Origin of the sequence: Terriglobus tenax (assembly GCF_025685395.1) — a bacterium.
GTDB lineage: Bacteria > Acidobacteriota > Terriglobia > Terriglobales > Acidobacteriaceae > Terriglobus > Terriglobus tenax.
In genome coordinates, this window is the sequence record NZ_JAGSYA010000004.1 from 2894124 (window position 1) to 2920423 (window position 26300).

A 26300-nucleotide genomic window follows, 5' to 3' on the forward strand; every position below is an offset into this window, starting at 1 on the left:
GTGCGATTTTAGTGGATTGCCTTGGCAATCCACATTCCTGTTTCAAGGATCAGCGTATACGCAGCGGCTCGCGTCGTGAAATGGCGGCGGAGGTAAGCGCGGTCAAAGGCGCCCAGGAAGACAATCAGCAGTAGTGGATCGTAATACCGCTGGAAGCTGACGCGGATCATGATGGCTGAGCCAATGAGCAGCACCATCAGAGCGCGCGACTGCCAGTTGACCTGCCGGAAGAGGTGCGATGCGACAGCGGCTCCGGCGATGACCAGCAGGCTGTACAGGAACGGCTCCGCCTTCCCCGTAAAGTCGAGCATCTTGATGATGATGCCGCTGACAATGAGTTCGCCTCCGGTATAGAAGGGCGAAGGTGTGGTCAGCAGCTTGAGAAGCAGAAACAGCAGGCCAAACGAGAGGTCAGGGACCCAGGATCCGCGGGAGCGGAAGTACGCGGAGACCGCATGCGGCTGGGCGGCAAGGAAAGGAATCGCGGCAAAAAGAATGGAAAAGAAGATAAAGGCGACGCCTTCCAGCGCCAGCCCTTCATGGTGCTGCTGAAAACGCGGGGGCGTAAGCCCATGCCACAGCCGGAACAACGCCACGGCGGGAATCATGAGGGGGACGAAGATCAGGACCCATGCACGATGGATGGTGCCACGAAGAAGCAGTACCAGGGCAACATAGGCAATCAGCCAGAGAAAATTCTGCCGCGTGTAGAAGGTGAGGGCACTGGCCAAAGCCGCTCCCAGAAAGCAGAGCAGCGGATGTTTTGTATCGCTCTCCATCCAGGCGAGCGACAGCAGCGTCAGCAGGGTGAGGGCTGTCGCCATGTTGTCTGTCGATGGCCAGAATGCCTGCGTACGGTAGTACGGCGATACCAGAAGGACCGCGGCGAACAGCAGGATGGCAGGGCGATGCTCCGGCTGGAAGCCGAACCGCTTCGCCAGCAGAAGCGCAAAGACGCCGACCGCGGCAACGCACAGAAGGGTGCTTGCCACGCCATACGATGGCTGGTCATAGCGAAAAGGCCCGTAGACAGACAGCAGGTGAAACAGCGGAGTTGTGGCAGAGGAATAGCTCTGCAGCGCCTGCGCCAGTGGCTTGCTTTCAATGGTCTTGAAGGCCGGGATATGAAAGACCGTCAGGTCGCCATGCGCCGCGGAGGCAGCGCCTTCGTGCAGGAGATATCCCGCAAAAAAGGAGACGAGCAGCGCAACAAAGACCAGATAGGCAATGGAAAGCGGCGCACGGGAACGCGCGTTTGTCGTCATACCGGTGTGGTCGTCCATTTATTCGTAAGCGAGAGCTTCGATGGGATCTTTGGAGGCTGCCTTCAATGCCGGGTAGAGAGCTCCGAAGAATGCTCCTGCCAGGGACAGGATGGTTGCAATGCTGATCCAGCGGCCTGTCAGCTCAAAGTCCATGGTGGGGAACTTTGCATGGAGTGCGGCCCGTATGCCGAAGGTCGCAGCAATGCCGAGTGCCGTGCCGCAGATTGCGAGCAGTCCGCTTTCGCGGATAACAACGCCGACGATGGCTGCCTTGGAGGCGCCAAGCGACTTCAGGATGCCGATCTCCCGTGTGCGCTCCATAACGGCGGTGTACATGGATTGGAAGATCACCAGGAAGCCGATGATGATAGCGATTCCGATGACCGTTCTGAGGCCGACATTGAACAGGGGGAGCTTATCCGGAGCGAGACTGGAGAGCAGCTCATCCATGGTCTGGACGTCATACTGCTCCATCCCCGGTGTCGCATGAATCTCCGCCTTGACGACATCGGAGTTCTTCGGGTCATCGAGCTTCAGATAGAAGCCGCTGGCCTTGCCCTCGGTGCCGATCAACTGGCCCATGGTGTCAATCGGGATGAACTTGCGGCCGCCCTTGCCGTGCTCCACCACGCCAGAGATACGGAACTTGTGGCTCAGAATCTCGATGGAATCGCCCACCTTCTTGCCCTTTGCGGCCTCGAAGTCGTCGATGATGGCGTCATCGGCGCCCTGGAAGGGGCCACCGGAGACGAAGGTGAAGGGGCGCAGCGCGTCGTAGCTCTTGAAGTCGATGCCGTAGATGTTCTCCAGCGTCGCGCCGGAGGAGAGCTTAATATTGATGGGCGCCGCAACGGTGACATGGGGCAGCGTCTTCAGCACGTCGGCCACCTTGATGGAGGCGGCCGCGCCGCTGACACCAATCAGGTTGCTGGCCGCGCCGGGGTGGGTGATCATGTCGGCGCCAATGCCGCTGGTCCTGACCTTTTGCCCGTTCAGCATGCCGAACATGATGGCTGCAATGGACAAAATCATGATGACCTCAATCGCCACAGCGAAGACGCTGATGAGCGAACGAAGCGGACGGTGGACCAGGTTCCCGATAACCAGCTTATTCATGCTGTCTACAGTTTACCGTTTTCATGCCTGTGGTTGCCGGACGAACTGGGGATCAGGCCTGCCCTGCAGCAGGGTGGAACGGGTCCGCGGCAGCAGGAGAGAGCCGATAAGCGGCAGTACATACACGGTGAAGTAGGCCAGCAGGATCAGAACGGGAGCCATGAAGGTGGCCAGCAGGAAGGGTGTTCCCAGGTAGCCTTCGTTTGCGTTGTGAGCTGACGCGAGAAGGAAAAACAGCCCCCACGGGTTGTAGCGGACATCGCCACCGACGGAGTCGACCACGATAAAAAAGACGATGTAGATGAACGGAATCACCATGAACATGCTCCGCCATCCATCCAGCAGGAACGCCTCTGAAACCGGGGAGAAGGATACGCCGGTGGTGGTGTCATCCTCAGCCAGAACGCCAATTCTATGGGCGTACACATTTCCCCAGAAGGGCGTTGGCTTATCGGGCCACAGGAAGTGCGGAACGATGTTGTAGAAGTAGGTGATCAGCGGAAGGTAACCGATCGTCGATCCGTTGACGGCGCTCGCAATCAGAGCGTCATCCCAGGCCAGCATCTCCAGCCGCTCCAGAAAGCCCACGGAATGGGTGAAAAGGTGGGGTGCGTAGCCGCCTTTCGCAGTATCTTCCGCCTGGATGGCCAGTTCGTCGCGGAATTCGTCAACTCTGGAGAGGTTATTGATCGATTTTGTAATGGGGTTGCCGGGCGTAGCGCGGTCAAGGCGCCCAACCTGCGCGTACGGAACAAGGAAGTACCACAGGCCGGCAAAAATCGAGAGCAGGATCGCGATCTGGCGGAAGGATAGATTGAAACCGGTCGCTGCGACGACGATCAGCCACGCGATGATGCCGGCGAACATCGGTTCCTTGGAATACTGCAGAAGACCGCCGGTGATGAAGAAATAGACTCCGGCAAAGATCACGATCAGATTGGTGCTTCTGCGTTTTCCGGAACGCATGATGGTGTCGTAGGTGCCAATCAGAATGGCCAGGGGGATAAAGAAGTTCAGGCGCCGCAGGAAGGCGACCGTTGAACCGTTGTCCGCTCCATAGAGTTCGACCATCGTGTCAATGGCGATAGCCACCGCGATGCAACCCAGTGTCGCCTGCCGCGTACTGGCAGGTGTCAGCAGACCATCCAGAACGGCTTTCTTCTTAATGATCGGGCGCTTAATATAGGCGGCAGCCAGCATGCACAGGCTCAGGGCCACATTCGCCATGATCGTGACTTCGGGGACGAGCAGCGTGTTGTCCGCGGCTTCCCAAAGGACGGCTTTCATAACCAGGGCGAGCAGGGTCGTGAGCACAACCTGGAAAAAGATATATCCGCCGCTGGGCCTGCTGAGGCCGCCCGCGGCATTGAAGGCCATGGCGGACACCAGGATATAAACGAAGACGCCACCGACGAAGAAGGTCGATGTACCCTGCAGTGCTTCGAACAGGCACAGCAGGATCGCGAAAAGAATGACGCCCCACAGCGGAATCTTTGTTGGAAAGGGTATGCGCACGCTGCCATCAGTCTAGTCGATAAGGGTGCCTCCGTCTTTGACGGCATTGAAATCTGTCACTATGCTCAAGGAAACAAAATCGCGATAGGGAGACCATGGTGAACGGATCCATGGCAGGGTTCGGAGAGGATCTGCGGCGGGCACGCACGGAGCGCGGTATCTCACTGGAAATGATCTCGGACAGGACGAAGATCGCCGTCCGTCACCTGGAATCGCTGGAAGAAGAACGCTTTAAAGACCTGCCGGGAGGCGTCTTTAACCGTGGCATGGTGCGCAGCTATGCCCGCGTGGTCGGCCTGGATGAGCAGGAATGGCACGACCGCTTCATGGAGTGCTACCGCCGTAGCGGCGCTCTGAAGCATGATGATGCCGACTGGATTGCCTTTACCGAAAACATGGCCAAAACAGACCAGGCAGCCGATCCGGCCGTGCGTCTGCGGTGGGCTGGTGTACTGGTGATGGCCGTGGTGTTCCTTGCCCTGGCAGGGGTCGCCTGGTTTCTGCTAAGTCGCCGCCTTTGATCACTAAAAATGATCGTTTGGGCGTAACTCGTACAAAATCTTCATTGACAATCCTTTTGCTGCATATTCAACTGCTTGCAATAGAAGTCATATCTATAGCGGCGCAGCCAGGAAATCCCCAGATGGCGCGTTAGCTCCCTTTTCCCGAACGTATGTTTTTTGGCGGCCTGTTTTTGGTTCCGTCTTTCTTGGAGGCAGTCCCTATGAAGAGGATTCTGAATTTTCTATGTACCGTTGCGGCAGTATTGCTGCTAACGGGTGCGCCCCTGCCGGCACAGTCCGTGACGGGCAGCATCAGCGGTACGGTCACTGACAGCTCCGGAGCGGCCGTTAAGGGCGCGACGGTCAGCATCGTCCTGACAGAGCGCAACCAGGAGTTGCGCACCCTGACGACCTCCGGCGGCGGATACTACTCTGCCTCGGCTCTCCCGGTCGGAACCTATACCGTCACCATCAAGGCTTCCAGCTTCTCCACCGAAGAGGTGCAGGGCATTGTTCTGCATGCCAATGACACCCTGACGGTCAATCGCGAGTTGAAGCCCGGCGCCGAGAGCTCGACCATTACGGTCAATGCCAGTGCGCTGCAGCTTAACTTTGAGAACGCGACCCAGGCGGGCCTGATCAGCGAAACCCAGATCAAGGAGCTGGTGACGGCGACCCGCAATTACGAGCAGCTTGTGGCCCTGCAGCCTGGTGTCTCCTACACCGGCGGCGACCAGCTGTACGTGGGCAACACCAACCCGGTTGGGGGCAATAACCTGGTCAGCTTCTCGGTCAACGGAGCGCGTACCAGCGGCAACAACTGGACGGTGGACGGCGCCGACAACGTCGATCGCGGATCGAACCTGAATGTGCTGACTTATCCTTCGGTCGACGCCATTGCGGAGTTCCGTACCCTGCGCGGCAACTACTCGGCCGAGTATGGCCGCAGCGCCAGCGGACAGATCAATGTCATCACCAAGTCCGGCTCCAATAAGTTCCATGGCAGCCTGTACGAATTTGTCCGCAACGACATCTTCAATGCGAACACAGTGCTGGGCAAGCAGGCCGTTCCCATGGCTCCCCGAGCCAAGCTGCGTTACAACGACTTTGGCGGAACTATTGGCGGACCGGTCTGGAAGGACCACACCTTCTTCTTCTACTCGCAGGAAGTCCGCCGCGTGATCACGCAGGCGCAGATCCGTCACGTGGGTCTGCCGCTGTCCTCGGAGCTTTCCGGTAACTTTGGAGCTTTCCAGGTCTGCGTTGGCCGCGATGCCTCCGGCAACTGCACCACCTATTCCAACCAGGTGACCAACATCAGCCCGACAGCCGCGGCCTATATTCGCGATATCTATTCGAAGGTGCCTCTGTCGGCCACGTCGCGCAACTTCATCACCACGCAACAGAGCGCATACAACCAGAACCAGCAGATTGGCCGCTTGGACCACCAGTTCGGCCAGAAGCTGACGGCGACCTTCCGCGTCATCAACGACATTATTCCGACCGAGGAGCCGGGCGGTCTGTTCAGTGGTTCGGGTCTGCCGGGCGTGAACAACACCAAGACCAATGCTCCTGGCCAGAACTGGCTGGGCCACGTTACGTACACCGTGACGCCAACGCTGCTGATCGATGGCGGCTATGCCTTCTCGTATGGCGCAATCACCAGCGATCCGACCGGCCTGATGGCGAAGGCCAATTCGCCTGACATCAACCCGGTGCTTCCGTTCACCTCCAGCCTGGCCCGCGTCCCGACCATCAGCTACACCTCGACCGGTGTGACGAACGGCAACCTGACCAGCTACGGTCCGTACCGCAACTACAACCGCAACCACAACATCTTTGCCAACGTGGTGAAGACGGTGGGCAACCACACGCTGAAGGCCGGCTTTACCTGGAACAAGTACCAGAAGACGGAGAACAACGCAGGCAACAACGCGGGTACGTTCTCCTTCACTAATGCCGGTGGCGGCGTTGCGGGCACTCCCGCGGCAGCGACCCCGAATTATGTGCAGGCCTTTGCGAACTTCCTGACGGGCTGGGTAACCACCTACTCGCAGGCCTCGCTGGACCTGACGCCGGACATCCGCACGTCGCAGTACGAGATCTACTTCCAGGATGACTGGAAGGTGACGCCTCGCTTGACGCTGAATGCCGGCATGCGCTACTCGCGCTTCAACCAGCCGACGGACGCCAAGAACATGCTGACGACCTTTGACCCGACGCTGTATGTTGCCGGGAAGGCTCCGACCATCGACACCAACGGCCTGATCTGCACCACGGGCGCTCCCTGCACCGGCGTTACGGCCAATCCCGCCTATGACCGTCTGAACGGCATGAGCATCAACGGCAGCACCTCGCCCTATGGCAAGAAGGTTGGCCGGACGGCCGATCTGAACTTTGCTCCGCGCCTCGGTTTTGCCTATGACGTACTGGGCAATGGCAAGGTGGCCCTGCGTGGTGGCTACGGCATCGCGTATGATTCGGCGCTGTTCGGTATCTACGAGCAGAACATCTTCCAGAACAACCCCTACGTCAACTCTCCGTCGATTCCGAACACCTGCCTGGATACTCCGGGCACCTGCAACGCGGCAGCGGCCAGCTTCAGCCCGTTTGTCGTTCGTGCCACCTCGCCGAACTTCAAGACCCCGTACACGCAGCAGTACTCGCTGGGTGTGCAGGCAATGACCTACGGCGGCGTGATGCTGGACATTGGCTACGTTGGCAATGTGTCGCGTCATCTGATCGGCCTGATCGACATCAACAACCTGCAGCCCGGTGCGTTTGTTGCCGCCGGAGTGATTCCGGGCAACGTGGTGACGACGACCAACACGCCGCGCCTGAACCGCATCCGTCCGTATCAGGGTTACAACGCCATCAATACGGTTGCGCCCATCTTCATGGCTAACTACAACGGCCTGCAGATTGCCGGACAGAAGAACTGGAAGAACGGTTCGCTGTTCAGCGCCAACTACACCTGGTCGCGTGCGCTGACGAATGCAAATGCCGACCGCACTGGTGCACCGCAGAATAACTACGACCTGGCCGCCGAGTATGGCCGCGCTGCCGCAGACCGTACCCACATCTTCAACTTCAACTTCGTCTACCACCTGCCGTTCGCCGATCAGCAGGGCTTTACCCACCGCCTGCTGGGTGGATGGGAGCTGTCGACCGCCGGCTACTTCCAGAGCGGCCTGCCGCTTACCCCGTCGACCTCGTCGCTGGATCCTGGCGGCATCGGCTTCCTGGGCTCGTCAGCCGCGGGTGGGCGTCCGGACCGCGTGGGTGACCCGAACAGCGGAGCTGGTGTTGGCTCCTACCTGAAGTGGTTCAATACCGCTGCCTTTGCCACCGTTCCGACGGGTGTCTATCGTGCGGGTAATTCCCGCCGCGCGGTCATCAACGGACCTGGCTGGTGGCGTGTGGACCCGGGCCTGTTCCGCAATGTCCGCATTGTGGAAGGTGTCTCGCTGCAGCTTCGTGGTGAGTTCATCAACGTGTTCAACCACACCAACTGGGACACGGTGGGCACGAACATCTCCACGGCTACCACTTACGGACAGGTCACCGGCTTCCGTGACAAGCGCATCATCCAGCTTGGCGCGAAGGTCAGCTTCTAGCCCCTTTCCCTCCCTGGGGAGACTTCGGCGGCGGTCGCTTCGGCGGCTGCCGCTTTCTTTTGGGCGAAAATAGCTCCATTCGGGCGCGGATACGCCCCGCTCGCTGCAAATCTGCCCGGAAATGGGGCGAAGCGCGTAAAATCAAGGGTGGATCAACACAAGTTGCAATGCGACATTGGAGGAAGTAGTTTTGGCGACACGCGACCGTTTTCTGTTTACCAGTGAGTCCGTAACCGAAGGACACCCTGACAAGATTGCCGATCAGGTATCGGATGCCATTCTGGATGCCTGCCTGGCGCAGGACCCGACGAGCCGCGTCGCCTGTGAAACGCTGACCTGCACCGGCCTGGTCGTGGTGGCTGGCGAAATCACCACGAAGGCGTATGTCGACTTCCAGAGCATTGTCCGCAACACGGTCAAGGAGATTGGCTACGATGACGCGCTGAAGGGCTTCGACTCGAACACCTGCGCTGTGATCTCGACGATCAACTCGCAGTCGCCTGACATTGCCCAGGGTGTGGATACCGGCGGAGCCGGTGACCAGGGCATGATGTTCGGCTATGCCACCAACGAGACCCCCGAGCTGATGCCGACGCCGATCGCACTGGCGCACAAGCTGGCCGCCAAGCTGACTGAGGTTCGCAAGTCTGGCCTGATGGGCTACCTGCGTCCCGACGGCAAGAGCCAGGTGACCGTGGAGTATGACGAGAACCACAAGCCGGTACGTGTGGACGCTATCGTCATCTCGACCCAGCATGCCGAGTTCAAGGACCGCGATGCGAACAGCACGCTGACCAACGAGCAGCTGCACGCCGACATCCTGAAGAACGTGATCCAGGCTGTGATTCCTGCTGAGCTGCTGGATGCCGACACCAAGTACCACATCAACCCGACCGGCCGCTTCGTTATCGGCGGCCCGATGGGCGACTCCGGTCTGACCGGCCGCAAGATCATCGTCGACACCTACGGCGGCATGGGCCGTCACGGCGGCGGCGCGTTCTCCGGTAAGGACTCGACCAAGGTAGACCGTTCGGCTGCGTACATGGCCCGCTACATTGCCAAGAATATCGTCGCCGCCGGCCTGGCCGACCGCGCCGAGGTTCAGCTGGCCTACGCCATCGGCGTTGCCGAGCCGGTTTCGGTTCTAGTGGACACCTTCGGTACGGGCAAGGTCTCCTCGACGAAGATCACTGAGGCTGTCCGCGCGAACTTCTCGCTGACGCCGAAGGGCATCATCGAGACCCTGCAGCTTCGCCGTCCGATCTTCAAGCAGACCGCTGCCTACGGCCACTTTGGCCGCTCGGGTGACGCGTTCACATGGGAGAAGACGGACAAGGCTGCCAGCCTGAAGGCCGCTGTCGAGAAGGAACTGGTCGCCGCCAAGTAGTTTGCGTGGTGTGTTCTGAGTTGTGAGTAAAAGCCCCGGCCTTTGAGCCGGGGCTTTTGCATTTGCCGTTCTTGCTGTTCCTTTTCTTGCCTTGTCATTCCGCAGGGATCTGCTTCCTGGTTTGAACAGCAGATTTCCTTCGCTGCGCTCCGGTAGGTTGTGTATACGGATTGATGGCTCAGCTATAGTCAATCTCATCCATGCCACGACGGCTTCCAGTCTGGGTGACGGGGTTTGCCAACCTGCCGCTGGGCTTCTTCTACGGGTTTATTAACACCGCCATGCCGCTGCTGCTCAGCACGCAGGGGGTGTCGGTGGCGCGCATTGCCACCATCTCTGCGATTGCGTTTTCGCCCAGCTTCTGGGGGTTTGTAGCCGCTCCGGTTGTGGATGTGGCGTTTTCGCGGCGGACGTGGGTGTGGGTGTGGCTTGCCGCGATGGCGTTGTGCATCGGGTCCAGTGTTTTGCTGACCGGGCATCTGCTGCTGTTTACCGCCGACCTCACGCTGGGATGCCTTGCCACCAACCTGTTCCAGGCTGCGGCCGGCGGCTGGCTGGCGGAGATGGTAAGTGACGAGGAGCGTGGCCACATGGGCGCCTGGTACCAGATCGCCAATCTGGGGGGAGCGGCGCTGTTTGGCGTGACGGCCATCGTGATTGTGCAGCATGTGGCCGCGGGCAAGGCGGCGGTGCTGGTCATGCTGTGTTTCCTTGTGCCGTCCCTGGCGCTTTTCTCGCTGCTGCCAAAGCCGGTGAGCGTGGCGCGAAGAACGGCGGTGGTCTTCGGCACGCTGTTTCATGAGCTTGGCCTGATTCTGCGGAAGCGCGATGTGCTGATGGGGCTGATCACCTTTCTGCTGCCCGCCGGAGCGTTTGCGCTGAACAATGTTTTCTCCGGGCTGGGTGCGGACTTTCATGCTTCCACCAACTGGGTGACGACGGTATGCGGAGCTGGTGTGGCTATTGCCTGCTCGCTGGGCTGCCTTGCCGGCGGACCGCTGGCCGATCGCTACTCGCGTATGACGGTGTACATCTGCGCCGGTTCGGCGACGTCGATTGCGACGGGTATCGCGCTGTTCTGCCCGCGTTCCGGGGCCAGCTATGCGGCTCTGGTGCTGCTGTACAACTTCTGCCAGGGCATCAACTTTACGGCGCTGACGGCCATTGTCTTCCAGCTCACCGGGAGTGAGAATCCGCTGGCGGCGACGCAGATGTCGCTGCTGTTCAGCGCGGCCAACCTGCCCACCAGCTATGTCACCTGGCTGGATGGCCGTGGCTATGCGGGCTTTGGCGTGCCAGGTCTGCTGCTGACGGATACCTTGCTGATGCTGGTCTTCGGAACCATCCTGTATGGAGCGTTTTACCGGTATGACCGCAAGATGCTGCAGCGTCCGCACGCGGGATAAAACGTTTCTATAAGTGGCTGCGGTCGTCTACAATCCTCTCGATTTCAAACCGGAGATTGTTTTGTCTATGAAGCTGCGCGCACTGGTTGTCCTCCCTCTTCTTGCTTCGGCTGCACTGGCCCAAAAGCCCGGCGACAAGTACTTCAAGGACTGGCCCGAGAACACGGACCCGAAGGTGGTGGGCAAGAAACTTGCGGACCATTTTGTTGTCAGTCCGCACCAGTACACGGCGACGATTCACTACTCGGAGGTTGGCGCCTGGTACGGTGCCCTGGAGTTCTCCAAGCTGACCAGTGACACCGACCTGCGGGACAAGCTGATCAAGAAATTTGAGCCGTTGATGCCCGGCGGCACGGAGGAGTCGCGCATTCCGCAGCGGCGGCATGTGGACGACTCCATCTTCGGCATTGTGCCGATTGAGATCGGCATCCTGACCAAGGATGAGAAGTATGCCAGCTATGGCAAGAGCTGGGCCGACCGCCAGTGGGAGAATCCTCAGCCGGATGGTCTGTCGGCCGAGACGCGCTACTGGATCGACGACATGTACATGCTGACCATCCTGCAGCTTGAGGAGTATCGCGCCAGCGGAGACAAGAAGTACCTGGATCGCACGGCGAAGGAGATGGTGAGCTACCTGGACAAGCTGCAAAAACCGAACGGTCTCTTTTTCCACGCGCCGGACGTGCCGTACTTCTGGGGCCGCGGTGACGGCTGGATGGCCGTCGGCATGGCGGAGCTGTTGGTGGATCTGCCTGCCAATCACCCGGACCGCCCGCGCATTGTGAAGGGCTACAAGCTGATGATGGCCGGGCTGCTGAAGTACCAGGGCAAGGACGGCATGTGGCGCCAGTTGATTGACAAGGACGATGCGTGGCCGGAGAGTTCGTCGTCGGCGATGTTTACCTACGCCTTCATCACCGGGGTGAAGAACGGCTGGCTGCCCGAGGCGGAGTATGGTCCGGCGGCGCGTAAGGGCTGGATCGCCGTGGCCGGGTACATTGACCAGAACAGCGACATCACGCAGGTTTGCGAGGGTACGGGCAAGAAGAACGATCTTGCGTACTACTACGCTCGCCGCCGTCGTACGGGCGACTTCCACGGACAGGAAGCGGCCATCTGGTGCACCAACGCATTGCTGCGGTAGGGAGCGAAATGAAGCGACGGAGCTTTCTGAAGGGACTGACGGGGGCTGCGATGGCATCGCAGCCCTCTGCGCGTTTGCTGGCGTCTGCGGCATCGCAGACGGGCACGGCGAAGCTGCAAGGGTTCTCGTATGGTGCCGTACGTTTGCTGCCGGGGCCTTTGAACGATCAGTTTGAGCACAACCATCGGCTCTTTCTGAACCTGTCAGAGGACAGCCTGCTCCAGCCGTACCGGCAGAAGGCCGGGCTGCCTGCTCCGGGAGAGCCAATGGGCGGGTGGTACTCGTTTGCCGACTACGATCCGCCGAAGAACAACGCTGGCTTTGTGCCGGGGCACAGCTTCGGGCAGTATCTTTCGGGGCTGGCGCGAGCCTATGCGCAGACCGGCGATTTGGCGACCAAGGCCAAGGTGGACCGGCTGGTGAACGGGTTCGCTATCGCCATTTCACCGAACTTCTATAAGGACTATAACCTGCCGGCGTACACCTTTGAGAAGGCGATGTGCGGGCTGGTGGACGCGCATGAATTCGCAGGCTGCAGGACGGCTCTTCCGGCGCTTGAGAAGACGTTGAACGCAGCGCTGCCGGCGCTTCCGGAGAAGGCGCTGAGCCGCAAGGAGATGGCGCAACGCGGTCCGCATCCGAATGAGTCTTTCAACTGGGATGAAAGCTATACGCTGCCGGAGAACTTCTATCTGGCCTACAAGCGCGGTGCTGGAGCGAAGTATCGCGCGCTGGCGCAGCGCTTCCTGCAGGATGATACCTACTTCAACCCTCTTGCCGCGGACCAGAATGTGTTGCCGGGTGAGCATGCGTACAGCCATGTGAATGCGCTGTCGTCGGCGGTGCAGGCATACCTGACGGATGGTTCAGAGAAGCATCTGCGCGCGGCGAAAAACGGCTTCCGCTATGTGCAACAGCAGAGCTTTGCCACGGGTGGATGGGGGCCAGGAGAGACCTTCCAGAAGCCGGGATCGGATGGGCTGGCGAAGTCGCTGGAGAAGAACCACAGCAGCTTTGAAACGCCGTGCGGAGCGTATGGGCACTTCAAGATTACGCGCTATCTGCTGGCGGTGACCGGCGATCCTGCGTATGGCGACAGCATGGAGCGTGTGCTCTACAACACGATCCTGGGAGCGCGTCTGCTGAAGCCGGACGGCACCAGCTTCTATTACGCGGACTACTCGCGCGACGCGGTGAAGGTGGATTACGGGTTGAAGTGGCCGTGCTGCTCCGGCACCTTTCCGCAACTGACGGCGGACTATGGCATCAGTTCGTACTTGCGCGATGCGGCGGGTGTGTACGTGAACCTGTATGTGCCGTCGCGGCTTACGTGGAGGCAGGGAAGCGCAAAGGTGGAGATGGAACAGCAGACGCAGTATCCGAATGATGGAGAGATTGCGCTGCACATGAAGCTGAGTACACCGCAACGCTTTGCGCTGTCATTGCGGATTCCTGCATGGGCGACCGGAGCGAACCGCCTGCTGGTGAATGGCCGGGATGCTGGCGTGGCGCTGCAGGCCGGTACCTGGGCGCGGGTGCAGAGGGAATGGCGCGACAAGGACCGTGTGGAGCTGTCGTTTGCTTTGCCGCTTGCACTGGAACCGCTGCCGGAGCACCCGAGCCTGATTGCGCTGCGGGTGGGTCCGCGGGTGCTGTTTGCGATTCAGCCGGGCGATGCGGCCATCACAGCGGAGAACCTGCTGAAAGCAACGCCGCAGAATGCGAAAAGCTGGAAGGTGGCCACGGCGACGGGAGAGGTGGAGATGCGGCCTTTCGACGCGATTACGACGGAGCGGTACCGGCTGTATCAGCAGGTATAAATTTCCACGGCAGCCGGGAGCGGCGTGCTACGCTTCTGGCGTGTCTCCAGCCAGTTCCAGCACGCAGCGCCATTCGGTGGTGGTTCGCATCACGCATTGGCTGATCTTTGTTGCCTTCTGTGCGCTGCTGCTTACCGGTGTCGAGATTGTGCTTTCGCATCCGCGGTTTTACTGGGGAGAGACGGGCAATGTGAACATGCAGCCGCTTTTTTCGCTGCATGTGGCTTCGTCGCGTGGAACAGTGCCGACGGGCTATGGTGTTCTGCCGGATCAGAACGGGTGGAGCCGTGCGTTGCATTTCCAGTCGGCGTGGATGCTGGTGCTTGCGGGCATGGTTTATGTGCTGTTCAGCCTGGGCAGCGGACATGTAAGGCGCGACCTGCTGCCTGCGTTACGGTGGAGTGAGATACGCCAGGTGCTTGCGGGATATCTTCGCGGGGAAAAGCCGGACAGATCGCGCTATAACGCGGTGCAGCGCTGGGCATACTTCAGCGTAGTTTTCGTGGTCTTCCCGTTGATCGTCTGGACGGGCCTGGCCATGTCGCCCGGGTTTACGTCGGCGCTGCCGTGGTCGGTGGAGTTGCTGGGTGGCAGGCAGTCGGCGCGGACGCTGCACTTTTTTCTCTCTGCGGCGCTGCTGCTGTTTGTCCTGGTGCACGTGGCCATGGTGGTGCATGCCGGCTTTCGCAGGAAGATGCGTGGCATGACGCTGGGCGAAGAGGAGGCGGCATGATCTCTCGCAGGAAGATGATGACGATGGGAGCTGCCGGAGTGGCCGGCATTGCGGGTGTTGCCGTGGCTGACCGGCTGGCGCGCAGGTACGGTCTTGTGCCTCCGGACAGCGGCGGGTTGTATGGCCCGGGCGAGACGCTGAACTATGCTTCGCAACGGTTGCTGACGCGGCACTCGCTGGCGCGGGAGTTTCCGCGCAGCATGATCTCGAAGACGCCGTTTGCCAACGAGGTTGCGCCTTTCAAAGACGATTTCAAAGCGCACATGGCGGCGGGCTTTACAGACTGGAAGCTGACGGTGGATGGCATGGTGGCGCATCCCATCTCGCTCTCACTGGCTGATCTGAAGACGCTGCCCATGCGCAGCCAGATCACAGAGGTGGCCTGTGAAGAGGGCTGGAGCTACATTGCCGAGTGGATTGGCACGCCGCTGCACGAGGTGCTGAAAGCGGCCGGAGTTCTGCCGCAGGCTCGGTTTGTGGTCTACCGGTCCATGGATACGGACTGGTGGGACTCGGTGGATATGGCGGACGCCCTGCATTCGCAGACGCTGCTGACCTATGCCATGAACGGCGGTGATCTGCCGGTGGGGTTCGGTGGTCCGCTGCGTCTGCGGGTTCCGCGGCAGCTGGGCTACAAGAGCGTGAAGTTCCTGACGCACATCACCGCTACGGATTCCCTGAAGAAGATTGGCAAGGGGCTGGGGTCTGCTTCGCCGGAGGGTGGATATGCCTGGTACGCGGGCATTTAGCCGTACGGACAGCCTGGCGGGTGTGGTTGGCATCAGACAGAAGGAAGCAAATCTGAATTTCTCGCAATATTCCTGGTGCAACCCTATGCTGATTCGCTCTGAATTCGATATCCAGTTCCAGATTCCTGTGCCCACAACGATGGTGGCTCTCCTGGATTTGCATCCCTCGGTCGATCCGCTGGCACGGGAGGTTTCGCATCTTGTGGTCGAGCATATTGATAGCGGCAGCACCTCGAATATCGTCACGCAGAAGTACATTGACAGCTTTGGGAACCGGTGCACGCGCATCAATCTGCCGGCAGGCGCTGTGCGGCTTAGCGGGCGGAACACGGTGGAGATGGATGGCCATCCTGACCCCATCAATACCGATGCGCGGCAGTATGAGGTGATGGAGCTGCCATCCGAGGTTCTGCAGTTTCTGCTGGCCAGCCGTTACTGCGAGGTGGACCGGCTGTGCGGTTTGGCAGGCGATCTGTTTGCCCACGTCCCCAAGGGATGGGCTCTGGCAGTGGCCATCCGCGACTGGGTACACAGCCATGTGCGATTTGATTATGCGACGGCCCGGCCGACAAAGACGGCGATGGACGTGCTGACCGAGCGGGTGGGCGTGTGCCGCGACTTTCAGCACCTGGCTATTACGCTGTCGCGGGCGATGAATATTCCGGCGCGTTACGTCTCCGGCTACCTGGGCGATATCGCGTGGCCTTACTCCGGCGCCGGCGATTTCTCCGCCTGGTACGAGGTTTTTCTGGATGGCCGCTGGTGGACGATGGATGCGCGCCACGCGGAGCCTCGCGTTGGCCGTGTACTGATGTCAGTAGGGCGTGACGCGACCGATGTGGCGTTGACGACCACCTTCGGCGTGTCGAATCTGACCCACTTCTATGTGGAGTCAAATGAGACGGATGCGGAAGGAAACCAGGTGCTGCCCGTGGGACATCCGGCAGCACCTGTGGCCGCTTAGGCCCCCTGGCTTCCCTGCAGAACTAAACCGTGGAGACGGATTGTTCCGTTTTGCGGAACCGAGCCATGAGCTTGCGTGGCCACTCCGGATCCATGCAGGGTCTCTCTATCAGGACGTAGTAGGTGCCGGCGACCAGCACGATGGCCGGCAGCATGATGGCCAGGCAGAGCAGATAGTTGGCATAGAGTGACTGGAACTTGAGCAGGCGCGCCACCACGGGGAAGACGAAGCTCAGCACCATCATGTGCATCAGGTAGAGGCTGTAGCACATGCCTCCCAGGATTGCGATCCAGCGAACAGCCAGCAGGCGGCGCATGGTGGGAGAGAACATGGAGATCGAGAAGCCGCAAAACAGGGTCAGGCACTGCATCGGCTTGTAATAGACGGTGTGGCTTGCAAAGCCCGTCGAGTTCCACAGAAGGAACGTGGGCAGAAGAACCAGGCAGACGGGGTCCCACCAGTGGCTGGACATCTTCGGCCGCTGGTCGATGTGCAGATCAGCCAGCAGGCCTCCGATCACAAAGAAGCTGATGGACCGGCCGAGGAAGAAGCCCACGTGATCGGCACCTTCGGTTGGCAGCAGAGACAGGAACGCAATAAGGGCAACGATGACGCCGCGGCGGGTCACGCGGTTCTGAATGCGGAAGAGCTGCCAGAGCAGCGGAGCGACGATATAAAACTGGATCTCGACCTCAAGGCTCCAGGTCACCAGGTTGATCGCCGGCAGGAAGGAAAAGAAGTTGTGCACGTAGAAGACGCTGGTCAGCAGCGAAAGATACGTGAGGTGCATATCGCGCTTGTGCTGAATGATGAGGGCCAGCAGGTAGAGCAGCAGGGAGAGGATGTAGGGCGGTTCCAGGCGGGTGACGCGGCGCATGTAGTAGGCGCCCAGCTTTACCGGCTTGCCGCCCTGCTGGTAAGCGCGCACAAACGGCCTGGCCAGGATGAACCCGCTGATGACGAAGAACAGGGGGACTGCGAGGTCATTGTTCGACATGGCCCCAAACAGAGGCAGGTACTTCTTGTCTTGGAAACCATGGGCCCACATGTGGCCAAAAACGTGGGTCAACAGAACAATGGCGATGGCAACGAAACGTAGACCATCCAGTTCGGGGAGCCAGTTGCTACCCGTAGTGATGCGACGCAGTTGCATGTGCGCTCGTTTCCTCGGAAATGAAGGTCAGCTCGTTCTATCGGTCCGGATAGACGGTGACTCTCCGGACGGTGAACATGGTCCAGGTGAAGCAGCGTAGCCGGAAAACTATCTTCGGGGAAAACAGGGAATGACTGGTTTAATACGCAGGCTTGTCGCCTGTTGCCTGGGTTGATTGTACCCCGAACCCTTTACTCTCTTTGCCGGTCCTGCTGGGGATGTCTGGCGGGTGACAGAAGAAGGTGGGCCGCTGGCGAGGGCGTAAAAGGTGAAACCTTGGCGAAGATTACTGCATCAGATTAGTTGACAGTAACTCACTCAACATTGAGAATGGAGACTGTCGAGGGATGGGTTTGACGTCCTTCGGGACGTATTTCAAGGGTTTAGGAGCAGGGTTTATGGGCAAAATTATTGGAATTGACCTCGGAACCACCAATTCGTGCGTGGCCGTGATGGAAGGCGGCGAGCCGAAGGTGATTGCAAACGAGGAGGGCGGCCGCACGACGCCGTCGATTGTCGCGTTTACCAAGACGGGCGAGCGCCTGGTGGGAACCGTGGCGAAGCGTCAGGCGATCACCAACCCGACGAACACGATCTACTCCATCAAGCGCTTCATGGGCCGCCGTCCGAATGAGATTTCGGAAGAGCAGAAGATGGTGCCCTACAAGGTGGTTTCCAAGGGCGACAACGTCGTTGTGGAGGCACAGGGCAAGGAGTACACCGCGCCGGAAGTGAGCGCGATGATCCTGCAGAAGCTGAAGAAGGCTGCCGAGGACTACCTGGGCCAGTCGGTCACCGAGGCCGTCATTACGGTTCCGGCGTACTTCAACGACGCGCAGCGCCAGGCGACCAAGGATGCCGGCAAGATCGCCGGTCTGGATGTGAAGCGTATCGTCAACGAGCCGACTGCGGCTGCGCTGGCCTACGGCCTGGACAAGAAGAAGGACGAGACCATCGCCGTGTATGACTTTGGCGGCGGTACGTTCGATATCTCGATCCTCGAAGTCGGCGAAGGCGTCATCGAGGTGAAGTCGACCAACGGCGATACCCACCTGGGCGGCGACAACCTGGACCAGAAGATTGTTGACTGGCTCATCGCCGAGTTCAAGGCCGACGAAGGCATGGACCTGGGAGCCAAGGGCAACGAGATGGCCCTGCAGCGCCTGAAGGATGCGGCTGAGAAGGCGAAGATCGAACTCTCCACGACCATGGAGACGGAGATCAACCTGCCGTTCATCACGGCGGATGCGACCGGGCCGAAGCACCTGGTGAAGAAGCTGACCCGCGCCAAGTTCGAGTCGCTGGTGGAGGATCTGCTGCAGCGTTCGCTTGGCCCCTGTAAGCAGGCCATGGCCGATGCCGGCGTGGATGCCAGCAAGATCGACGAGGTGGTACTGGTTGGTGGACAGACCCGTATGCCGCGCATGCAGCAGCTGGTGAAGGAACTGTTCGGCAAGGAGCCGCACAAGGGCGTGAACCCGGATGAAGTCGTCGCCATCGGCGCGGCGATCCAGGGTGGTGTTCTGACCGGCGACGTGAAGGACCTTCTGCTGCTGGACGTCACTCCGCTGACGCTGGCGATTGAGACGCAGGGCTCGGTGGCAACGCCGATGATCCCGCGTAACACCACCATCCCGACGAAGAAGAGCGAGACCTTCTCGACGGCGGCTGACAATCAGACCGAGGTTGAGGTTCACATCACGCAGGGCGAGCGTCCTCTGGCAAGCCAGAACCGCACGCTGGGCAAGTTCAAGCTGGGCGGCATCATGCCGGCTCCGCGCGGCGTGCCGCAGATCGAGGTCACCTTCGACATCGACGCCAACGGCATCCTGAACGTAACAGCAAAGGACAACGCCACCGGCAAGGACGCGAAGATCACCATCACCAGCTCGTCGGGCCTGAGCAAGGACGAGGTGGAGCGCATGGCCAAGGAAGCCGAGGCGAATGCCGCGGACGACAAGGCGAAGCGGGATGAGATCGAAGCGCGCAACCAGCTGGACTCGCTGGTCTACAACATCGAGAAGATGTTGAAGGAGAGCGGCGACAAGGTCCAGGCCGCGGACAAGACCGACGTTGAGTCGGCGCTTGCCGAAGCCAAGACCACGCTGGGCGGAACACCGTCGACCGACGAGCTGAAGGCTGCCAACGACAAGCTGACGGCGGCAAGCCACAAGCTGGCTGAGGCGGTCTACAAGGCGAACTCGACGGCTGCTCCGACAGACGGCGCTGCTGCCGCTGCTGGAACGACCGAAGAGCCGAAGAAGGACGAGGGCGTGATCGACGCCGAGTATGTGGATGTCGATCAGAAGTAAGTAGCTGGTTGGATAGCAGTAAAAGCTCGGGCGCTCTTGACGGATGTTAGGAGCGCCCGCTCTGTATCTGGTGGGTTATTGGAACAACGATTGATGCTGGACAGGGTTTAAGCAGAAAAGGTGGAAGGAGAGACGGGCCATGAATACGATGATCTGGAAGTGCGAGCAGTTTGTGGGAGGGAAGGTGCAGGAACGGAACATGTTCGAGACGGAAGACCAGGCGCGTGAGTTTGCACGCAAGCTGACGAACGTCGCCCCGGACGTCATCTTCAGGATTGAGCCGATGCCGTTGGAGCATGTCTGGAACTAAGATAATGTCAAATCTAATTGGCTACTTCGACGATAGCGGTACACACGATAGCAGTCCTGTGGTCGTTGTAGCCGGGTGGGTTGCACCAGAGTTGAAGTGGAAACGATTCATTCGTGAATGGCATAAGGCTCGCAATGAATATGGCTTTAATGTTCTTCATACGACAGAGATGATGGCAAACAATCGTCGTTCTGAGTTTGCCGATAAATCTGTATGGACAGACAATAAGAAATTTGCGACGGTGAGACGGCTTCGCCAGATCGTTCTTGAATCCGTAATTCACGGATTTAGTATGTCCGTTCCAAAACCTGACTACGAAGAACTTTTTAAGCCCGAATTCTATGAGAAATGCGGCGGCCCCTATACATACGCAGTCAGGTCGATGATTGGTTTTGTTGAGAAATGGAGAATGGCCAATAAGGTGAGTGAGCCCATTCAGTACATATTCGACAATCTGCAGGGACAAACCCGTAAAGAGATCGAAGGGGTATTCGACGGAGCTACAAAAGCAGGCGGTTCTCTTGAAAAATATGGAATCACGCCACAGTGTCACTCTTTTCGTGACAAGAAAGTAGATTTGCCGTTACAGGCCGCAGATCTATGGGCATGGACTGTGTTCAAAAGAGACAAAGCAAGGTTTGAACGCGCAGAGATGGAGCCGTTTCCTGTTGAAACTTTCAATTTTTTTGTGCAGAACAAAGGACTATTAAGTAGCAAATATCAGACTCGCGAACAATTGAAAGAACTCGCTGATGCAAATCCCTCTGTGGCCATTGAAGAGGATCGCCGTATCAAGCCAACTCCAAAAGGCACTACGCCACGTAAGAACAGGATCGTTGTAAATACCCATGCCTGAAGGAAATGAAATCCATCGCTGGGCTGCGCGGCACACCGAAGCGTTTGTGGGCAGAAAGCTTCGTGTCGAGGCCCCGGGCGGTCGGTTTGCTGATGCTGACGTCATCGACGGCAAGGTGCTGAAGCGTGTCCATGCAGTGGGCAAGCATCTGGGGTATGAGTTTGGACCGGATGCGATTTTGCATGTGCATCTGGGCCGCTATGGCGACTGGACCGAAGGTGTCGGCGAGCTGCCAGAAGTGAAGGGGGCTTTGCGGGTACGGTTGTCGCTTCCCACCCATCCGCGCGGTAAAGCTGCGCGTATGGATGGGGCACCCAGTGACGATGCAACGACGAAGCACGGCTGGTACTCGGAGGATGATGGTTCCACTTCGCTTGATCCGAAAGACGTGGACTGGATTGAGCTGCGCGGGCCTTCGGATTGCAGCTTGTACGACCGCGAGAAGTGGCAGAAGCTGCTGGCGCGGCTGGGGCCTGATCCATTGAATGGGGACGATCCAGCTCCCGCGTTTGCGAAGACCGCAAAGTCAAAGACGCCCATCGCCGCGCTTCTGATGGACCAGTCCATCCTCTCCGGCATTGGGAACATCTATCGAGCTGAGCTGTTGTACCGCGCGCGGCTGTCGCCTTTTCTCGCCGGCAAGGATGTTCCGGAGAAGACGCTGAAGGCTATCTGGAAGGATTCGATTCCGCTACTGAAGGCGGGCATGGTGGATCGCCGCATTGTGACGACGCTTCCGAAAGACCGTCCGCATAAGACGGGCAAGCCGCTGAAGCCGGAGGTGCATTATGTGTATCGTCGGCATGGCAAGCCGTGCTGGGTATGCGGCACCAAAGTCCAGCGGCAGGAGATGGCAGGGCGGAGTTTGTACTGGTGTCCGGAGTGTCAGAAAGAGTAAGGCGAGGGTCTCGCTTTGCAAAGAATGGGGCAACGCGGGATGCGGTAGTAAAGTGACCTCAGCGGCTGAAGCCGCAAAAGTTGAGTAGCAGTGACGGCGCGGCTGAAGCCGTGCCCTTAGGCAAGACGGGACAACGATTATGGCGACAACGCAGCAGAAGGACTATTACGGCGCACTTGGCGTGAAGAAGACGGCGACAGCGGACGAGATCCGCAAGGCCTTTCGCAAGCTGGCGCGTAAGTACCACCCGGATGTGAATCCGGGCGATAAGAAGGCCGAGGAGAAGTTCAAGGAGATCTCCGAGGCGAATGACATTCTGTCGGACGCGAAGAAGCGGAAGATCTACGACCAGCTCGGCTTCTATTCGGACAACATTGACCCCGCGGCGGCGGAAGCCTATGCGCGTGGCGGCGGTGGGGCGGCGGGCGGAGCTCGCGGTGGCGGTGCGGGGCAGCAGGGAGCTCCGTTTGATTTTGGCGGCTTCGACTTCTCGGGCTTCGGTGGCGGTGGACGCCAGCCGCAGCCGGAGGAAGGATCAGGCTGGGGCAGCTTCCGCGATATTTTCGGGGGCATGTTCAACGGCGGCGCGGGAGCTCGCCAGCAGGGGCCGCAGCCGGGTACGGACATTGAGTACCAGGTGACGGTGGACTTCTGGACGGCGATCCGCGGCGGCACGACGAGGCTTGAGATTCAGAAGCAGGAGACCTGCCCGACGTGCCATGGACGTTCCACGACAGGCGGCAGCATTACCTGCCCGGAGTGCCATGGCTCGGGCCAGGTGACGCAGATGGGTGGCCGCATGAAGTTCAACCTGCAGTGCCCGCGCTGCGGTGGCAGCGGCAAGGTGCAGAACGAGTGTGGCACCTGCCATGGACAGGGTGTGTTCTATAAGAAGGAGCCGCTGGAGTTCCGCATCAAGGCAGGCACGCGCGATGGGCAGCGGATTCGGCTGGCGGGCAAGGGGAATGCGGGGCTGCATGGTGGTCCGGCGGGCGACCTGTACCTGATCATCAAGGCGGGCGTGCATCCGGTGTTTACGCGCATGGCGGACGATATTTTTGTCACAGTCCCTGTCTCCGTAAGCGAGGCGGCGCTGGGTGCGAAGGTGGATGTGCCGACGATTGATGGGCGTGCACAGTTGAAGATTCCGCCCGGCACGCAGGCCGGCCAGAAGCTGCGCCTGCGGGAGAAGGGTGTGCCGTCTGCCACGCGCGACGGTGTGCGCGGCGACCAGATTGTGGAAGTGAAGGTTGTGGTGCCGAAGGTACAGGACGAGCGCTCGAAGGAGATTCTGCGCGAGCTTGCGAAGCTGAACCCGGAGGACCCGCGGGAAGAGATTTTCCGCGAGGCGTAGTCACAATCGAACCCACCCTGGCATTGCGAGGGTGGGGCACCCATGCAAGGAAGGATTTGATCTGTGCTGCGTGAAGTACTAGCGACCCGTTATGCCTTGCCGTTGCGCGAGGGCGGAAGTCTGCCTGCCCTTGTGGAGGCGGATGACGACGGTATGTATGTCGTCAAGTTCCGTGGAGCCGGGCAGGGTGTGAAGGCGCTGCTGGCGGAGATTGTCGCCGGTGAGATTGCGCGGACCGTGGGGCTGAACGTGCCGGAGCTGGTGTTCGTGGAGATTGATCCGGCGCTGGGCAGGAACTATCCCGATGAAGAGATTCGCGACCTGTTGAAGGCCTCGGTTGGCCGCAATCTGGGCATGGATTATCTGCCTGGCTCGACGATGTTCGAGGTGGCGGCGGGCGACTGTGCAACGGAGCATGTGGCGTCTCTTGCGGTGTGGCTGGATGCCTTCGTGATGAACGTGGACCGCACGCCGCGTAACCCCAACCTGCTGTGCTGGGGGAAAGCGTTGTGGTTTATCGACCATGGCGCGGCGCTGTATGTACAGCATGACTGGGCATCAATGATGGACAAGGCCGTTAGCCCATTTGTTGCGATCAAAGACCATGTGCTGCTGCCGTGGGCCACGGATGTTCGTGGCGCTGGAAAGCTGGCGCGCGCAAAGCTGAATCGCGCTGAGTTTGAACGCATTCTGGCGCTGGTGCCGGATGTATGGCTGGAAGTGGAAGAAGGCGCCGAGACACCCGACGCCAAGCGCGCGGCGTATGTGGAGTTCTTCCTGAAGCGGTTGGCCAGTCATGCATTTGAAGAGGAGGCCGAGCATGCGCGCCTCGTTTGATTACGCGGTCATCCGCATCGTGCCTCGCGTCGAGCGGGAGGAGTTCCTCAATGCCGGTGTGATTGTGCTGTGCCTGGAGAAGCGCTACCTGGCCGCGAAGACACTAGTGGACGACGCGCGGCTGAAAGCACTGTGGCCGCAGGTAGACCTGGGAGCGGTGAAGCTGCATCTGGAGGCGGTGGAGAAGATTGCCGCCGGTGACGAAGCTGCCGGACCGCTGGCGAAGATGGATCTGAAGGCGCGTTTCCACTGGCTGACCTCGCCGCGCAGCACCATTCTGCAGACCGGGCCGGTGCGCACAGGGGTGTGCGATGGAACGGAAAGTCTGTTGGATGGCCTGGTGCAAAAGCTTGTGTTGAGCGAGTAAGAAACACATAGCTGCAATGGCTGCTCCGCGATATGGTGTTGGCATGTCGCAACCAACGCGGAGGAATACCGTGAAACTGCACGTCATCGCTCTGGCCTTACTAGTGACTGCCTGCGCAGCGCAGGAGAAGCCGAAGTATCCCGAATATCCCAGCGAAACTCCTGCGACGCTGACGCCGACGGAAACCGGCTTTGATTACACCCGGCGCGTGGTGATGGTTCCCATGCGCGATGGTGTGAAGCTGCACACGGTGATTCTTATCCCCAAGGCAGCGACAGCGGTAAAAAAGGCTCCGATCCTGATGACGCGTACGCCGTACAGCGCGGACGCGCTTACCGCCAACCGGCAGAGCGCGCACCTGGGCGCGGCGCTCTATGGATATGACAATGCGGTGGATGTGATTGTAGGCGGCGGCTACATCCGCGTGGTGCAAGACATTCGCGGCAAGTATGGCTCCGAGGGCGACAACATCATGAACCGCCCCGTGCATGGGCCGTTGAATCCAACGCCGGTGGACGAAGCGACCGATACCTACGATACCGTCGACTGGCTGGTTAAGAACATTCCGGAGTCGAACGGCAAGGTGGGTACGCTGGGTATCAGCTATGACGGGTTTGAGCCGCTGATGGCGGCCTATCACCCGCATCCGGCGTTGAAGGTTACTGTCCCCATGAATCCGATGGTGGACGGATGGATGGGCGATGACTGGTTCCACAACGGGGCCTTCCGTCAGCAGAACCTTTCGTACATCTATGAGCAGGAGGGCGGCCGCTCGAACGAGTACAAGTGGTGGTCCGATGCCTTCGATGAGTACGACTTCTGGATGAAGGCCGGCTCGGCCGGCGAGATGGGTAAGCGGCACGGGGTGGAGCAGATGGGCTTCTGGCGCAACATCCTGGCGCATCCGGCCTATGACGACTGGTGGCAGCAGCAGGCAGTCGACAAGCTGCTGGCGAAGGAGCCGCTGGCGATTCCGATGATGCTGGTTCACAGCCTGTGGGATCAGGAAGACATTTATGGCGCTCCCGCCGTGTACAAGGCGCTGGCCGCGCGGCCGGAGAACAAGGGCAAGCTCTTTCTGGTGATGGGCCCGTGGCACCATGGGCAGGAGATTGAAGAAGCCAGCAATATGGCCTCGATTCGCTGGGGATCGGCGACCGGCACCTACTTCATGAAGAAGGTGCTTTTGCCGTTCCTCGATCACTACCTGAAGGACAATGCGCCGCCGATGGATGTTGCCCCGGTGACGGCGTTTGAAACGGGCACAAACGAGTGGCGCAGGCTGAAGAGCTGGCCTGCGTGCGGCGAGACCTGTTCGATTGAGAAGAAGAACCTGTACCTGGGCAAGGGACTGAAGACAACCTGGGCCGCGCCAACGAACAAGGTGGCGGAGTTTGAAGAGTATGTCTCTGACCCCGCAAAACCTGTGCCGTTCCGTGCGCGACCCAACCAGCCGATTGGTTATACGCCTCCGCTGACCTGGGTGAACTGGCTGGTGGATGACCAGCGCGAGGCTTCAGGGCGGCCCGATGTGCTGAGCTATGTGAGTGAGCCGCTGACGGAGCCGATGAAGATCAGCGGACAGCCGTTGGTAAAGCTGCTGGCTTCGACCAGCGGGACCGACTCCGACTGGGTGGTGAAGCTGATCGATGTCTATCCGGACGAGGTAGCGGAGCAGCCGGAGCTTGGCGGCTACCAGCTTGCCGTGTCGATGGACATCTTCCGCGGCCGCTACCGTGAGAGCTTTGCGACGGCGAAGCCGATTGCGGCGGACAAACCGCTGGAGTACCGGTGGGAGCTGCCGGTGGCGAACCATGTTTTTCTGCCTGGCCATCGCATCATGGTGCAGGTGCAGTCCAGCTGGTTTCCGCTCTATGACCGGAACCCGCAGACGTTTGTGCCGAATATCTTCTGGGCAAAGCCCGGGGACTATACAAAAGCAACACAACGCATCTACTCCGGCAGCGCGGTTGAACTGCCGGTGGTGAAGTAGC

General features: G+C 59.7%; 21 protein-coding genes. 17 read left to right on the forward strand and 4 right to left on the reverse strand.

What is annotated here, in order from left to right:
- Nucleotides 1-8: 8 nt before the first annotated feature.
- Genes OHL13_RS17975 through OHL13_RS17985 form a run of 3 tightly spaced genes read right to left on the reverse strand, consistent with a single transcriptional unit; the run spans nt 9 to nt 3896 of the window.
- Nucleotides 9-1283: a hypothetical protein gene (locus OHL13_RS17975; RefSeq protein WP_263411495.1), complete on the reverse strand. Its 1275-nt coding sequence runs from the start codon at nt 1281-1283 to the stop codon at nt 9-11.
- A complete protein-coding gene (locus tag OHL13_RS17980) occupies nt 1284-2381 on the reverse strand; it encodes an ABC transporter permease (protein WP_263411496.1) in 1098 nt (365 codons plus the stop codon).
- A gap of 21 nt (nt 2382-2402) precedes the next feature.
- Nucleotides 2403-3896 carry a hypothetical protein gene (locus tag OHL13_RS17985; protein WP_263411497.1) on the reverse strand — a complete coding sequence of 498 codons (1494 nt, stop codon included), beginning with the start codon at nt 3894-3896 and terminating at the stop codon, nt 2403-2405.
- A 110-nt stretch (nt 3897-4006) separates the two neighbouring features.
- Here OHL13_RS17985 and OHL13_RS17990 point away from each other — a divergent pair, with 110 nt between their 5' ends.
- The 9 genes from OHL13_RS17990 (at nt 4007) to OHL13_RS18030 (ending at nt 16219) form a co-directional block, all read left to right on the forward strand.
- Nucleotides 4007-4417 (forward strand): helix-turn-helix domain-containing protein, encoded by a 411-nt coding sequence (locus OHL13_RS17990; protein WP_263411498.1) that lies wholly within the window; start codon nt 4007-4009, stop codon nt 4415-4417.
- A gap of 203 nt (nt 4418-4620) precedes the next feature.
- The gene (locus OHL13_RS17995) at nt 4621-8016 is read left to right on the forward strand and encodes a TonB-dependent receptor (protein ID WP_263411499.1); all 3396 of its coding nucleotides are present in this window, start codon (nt 4621-4623) and stop codon (nt 8014-8016) included.
- Nucleotides 8017-8206: 190 nt separating this feature from the next.
- Nucleotides 8207-9403 (forward strand): methionine adenosyltransferase, encoded by a 1197-nt coding sequence (gene metK / locus OHL13_RS18000; RefSeq protein ID WP_263411500.1) that lies wholly within the window; start codon nt 8207-8209, stop codon nt 9401-9403.
- A 200-nt stretch (nt 9404-9603) separates the two neighbouring features.
- Nucleotides 9604-10809: an MFS transporter gene (locus tag OHL13_RS18005; protein ID WP_263411501.1), complete on the forward strand. Its 1206-nt coding sequence runs from the start codon at nt 9604-9606 to the stop codon at nt 10807-10809.
- Between the two features lie 67 nt (nt 10810-10876).
- On the forward strand, nt 10877-11953 hold the full coding sequence (locus tag OHL13_RS18010) for a glycoside hydrolase family 88/105 protein (RefSeq protein WP_263411502.1): 1077 nt from the start codon (nt 10877-10879) through the stop codon (nt 11951-11953).
- Between the two features lie 8 nt (nt 11954-11961).
- Nucleotides 11962-13773 carry a glycoside hydrolase family 127 protein gene (locus OHL13_RS18015; protein ID WP_263411503.1) on the forward strand — a complete coding sequence of 604 codons (1812 nt, stop codon included), beginning with the start codon at nt 11962-11964 and terminating at the stop codon, nt 13771-13773.
- 40 nt (nt 13774-13813) lie between these two features.
- Complete coding sequence (locus OHL13_RS18020) at nt 13814-14506, forward strand: cytochrome b/b6 domain-containing protein (RefSeq protein ID WP_263411504.1); 693 nt, start codon at nt 13814-13816, stop codon at nt 14504-14506.
- The gene (locus tag OHL13_RS18025) at nt 14503-15255 is read left to right on the forward strand and encodes a molybdopterin-dependent oxidoreductase (RefSeq protein WP_263411505.1); all 753 of its coding nucleotides are present in this window, start codon (nt 14503-14505) and stop codon (nt 15253-15255) included. Before OHL13_RS18020 ends, OHL13_RS18025 begins: the two co-directional genes overlap by 4 nt.
- Before the next feature lie 85 nt (nt 15256-15340).
- Nucleotides 15341-16219 (forward strand): transglutaminase-like domain-containing protein, encoded by an 879-nt coding sequence (locus tag OHL13_RS18030; protein ID WP_263411506.1) that lies wholly within the window; start codon nt 15341-15343, stop codon nt 16217-16219.
- Nucleotides 16220-16241: 22 nt separating this feature from the next.
- On the opposite strand, the gene OHL13_RS18035 is transcribed toward OHL13_RS18030, so the two are convergent.
- Complete coding sequence (locus OHL13_RS18035; RefSeq protein ID WP_263411507.1) at nt 16242-17372, reverse strand: acyltransferase family protein; 1131 nt, start codon at nt 17370-17372, stop codon at nt 16242-16244.
- Nucleotides 17373-17770: 398 nt separating this feature from the next.
- On the opposite strand from OHL13_RS18035, the gene dnaK reads away from it, so the two are divergent.
- The 8 genes from dnaK to OHL13_RS18075 all read left to right on the forward strand — a co-directional run bounded on the left by dnaK (nt 17771) and on the right by OHL13_RS18075 (nt 26299).
- Nucleotides 17771-19684, forward strand: coding sequence for a molecular chaperone DnaK (gene dnaK / locus OHL13_RS18040; RefSeq protein ID WP_263411508.1), 1914 nt, complete (start codon nt 17771-17773; stop codon nt 19682-19684).
- A 139-nt stretch (nt 19685-19823) separates the two neighbouring features.
- A complete protein-coding gene (locus OHL13_RS18045) occupies nt 19824-19994 on the forward strand; it encodes a hypothetical protein (RefSeq protein ID WP_263411509.1) in 171 nt (56 codons plus the stop codon).
- 4 nt (nt 19995-19998) lie between these two features.
- Nucleotides 19999-20850 (forward strand): DUF3800 domain-containing protein, encoded by an 852-nt coding sequence (locus tag OHL13_RS18050; RefSeq protein WP_263411510.1) that lies wholly within the window; start codon nt 19999-20001, stop codon nt 20848-20850.
- Nucleotides 20843-21748 (forward strand): Fpg/Nei family DNA glycosylase, encoded by a 906-nt coding sequence (locus OHL13_RS18055; protein WP_263411511.1) that lies wholly within the window; start codon nt 20843-20845, stop codon nt 21746-21748. Before OHL13_RS18050 ends, OHL13_RS18055 begins: the two co-directional genes overlap by 8 nt.
- A gap of 139 nt (nt 21749-21887) precedes the next feature.
- Nucleotides 21888-23102 (forward strand): J domain-containing protein, encoded by a 1215-nt coding sequence (locus tag OHL13_RS18060; protein ID WP_263411512.1) that lies wholly within the window; start codon nt 21888-21890, stop codon nt 23100-23102.
- A 63-nt stretch (nt 23103-23165) separates the two neighbouring features.
- Complete coding sequence (locus OHL13_RS18065) at nt 23166-23939, forward strand: HipA family kinase (protein ID WP_263411513.1); 774 nt, start codon at nt 23166-23168, stop codon at nt 23937-23939.
- The gene (locus tag OHL13_RS18070; RefSeq protein ID WP_263411514.1) at nt 23923-24306 is read left to right on the forward strand and encodes a DUF3037 domain-containing protein; all 384 of its coding nucleotides are present in this window, start codon (nt 23923-23925) and stop codon (nt 24304-24306) included. The genes OHL13_RS18065 and OHL13_RS18070 overlap by 17 nt, the downstream gene beginning before the upstream one ends.
- A 70-nt stretch (nt 24307-24376) precedes the next feature.
- The gene (locus tag OHL13_RS18075) at nt 24377-26299 is read left to right on the forward strand and encodes a CocE/NonD family hydrolase (protein WP_263411515.1); all 1923 of its coding nucleotides are present in this window, start codon (nt 24377-24379) and stop codon (nt 26297-26299) included.
- Nucleotide 26300 lies beyond the last annotated feature (1 nt).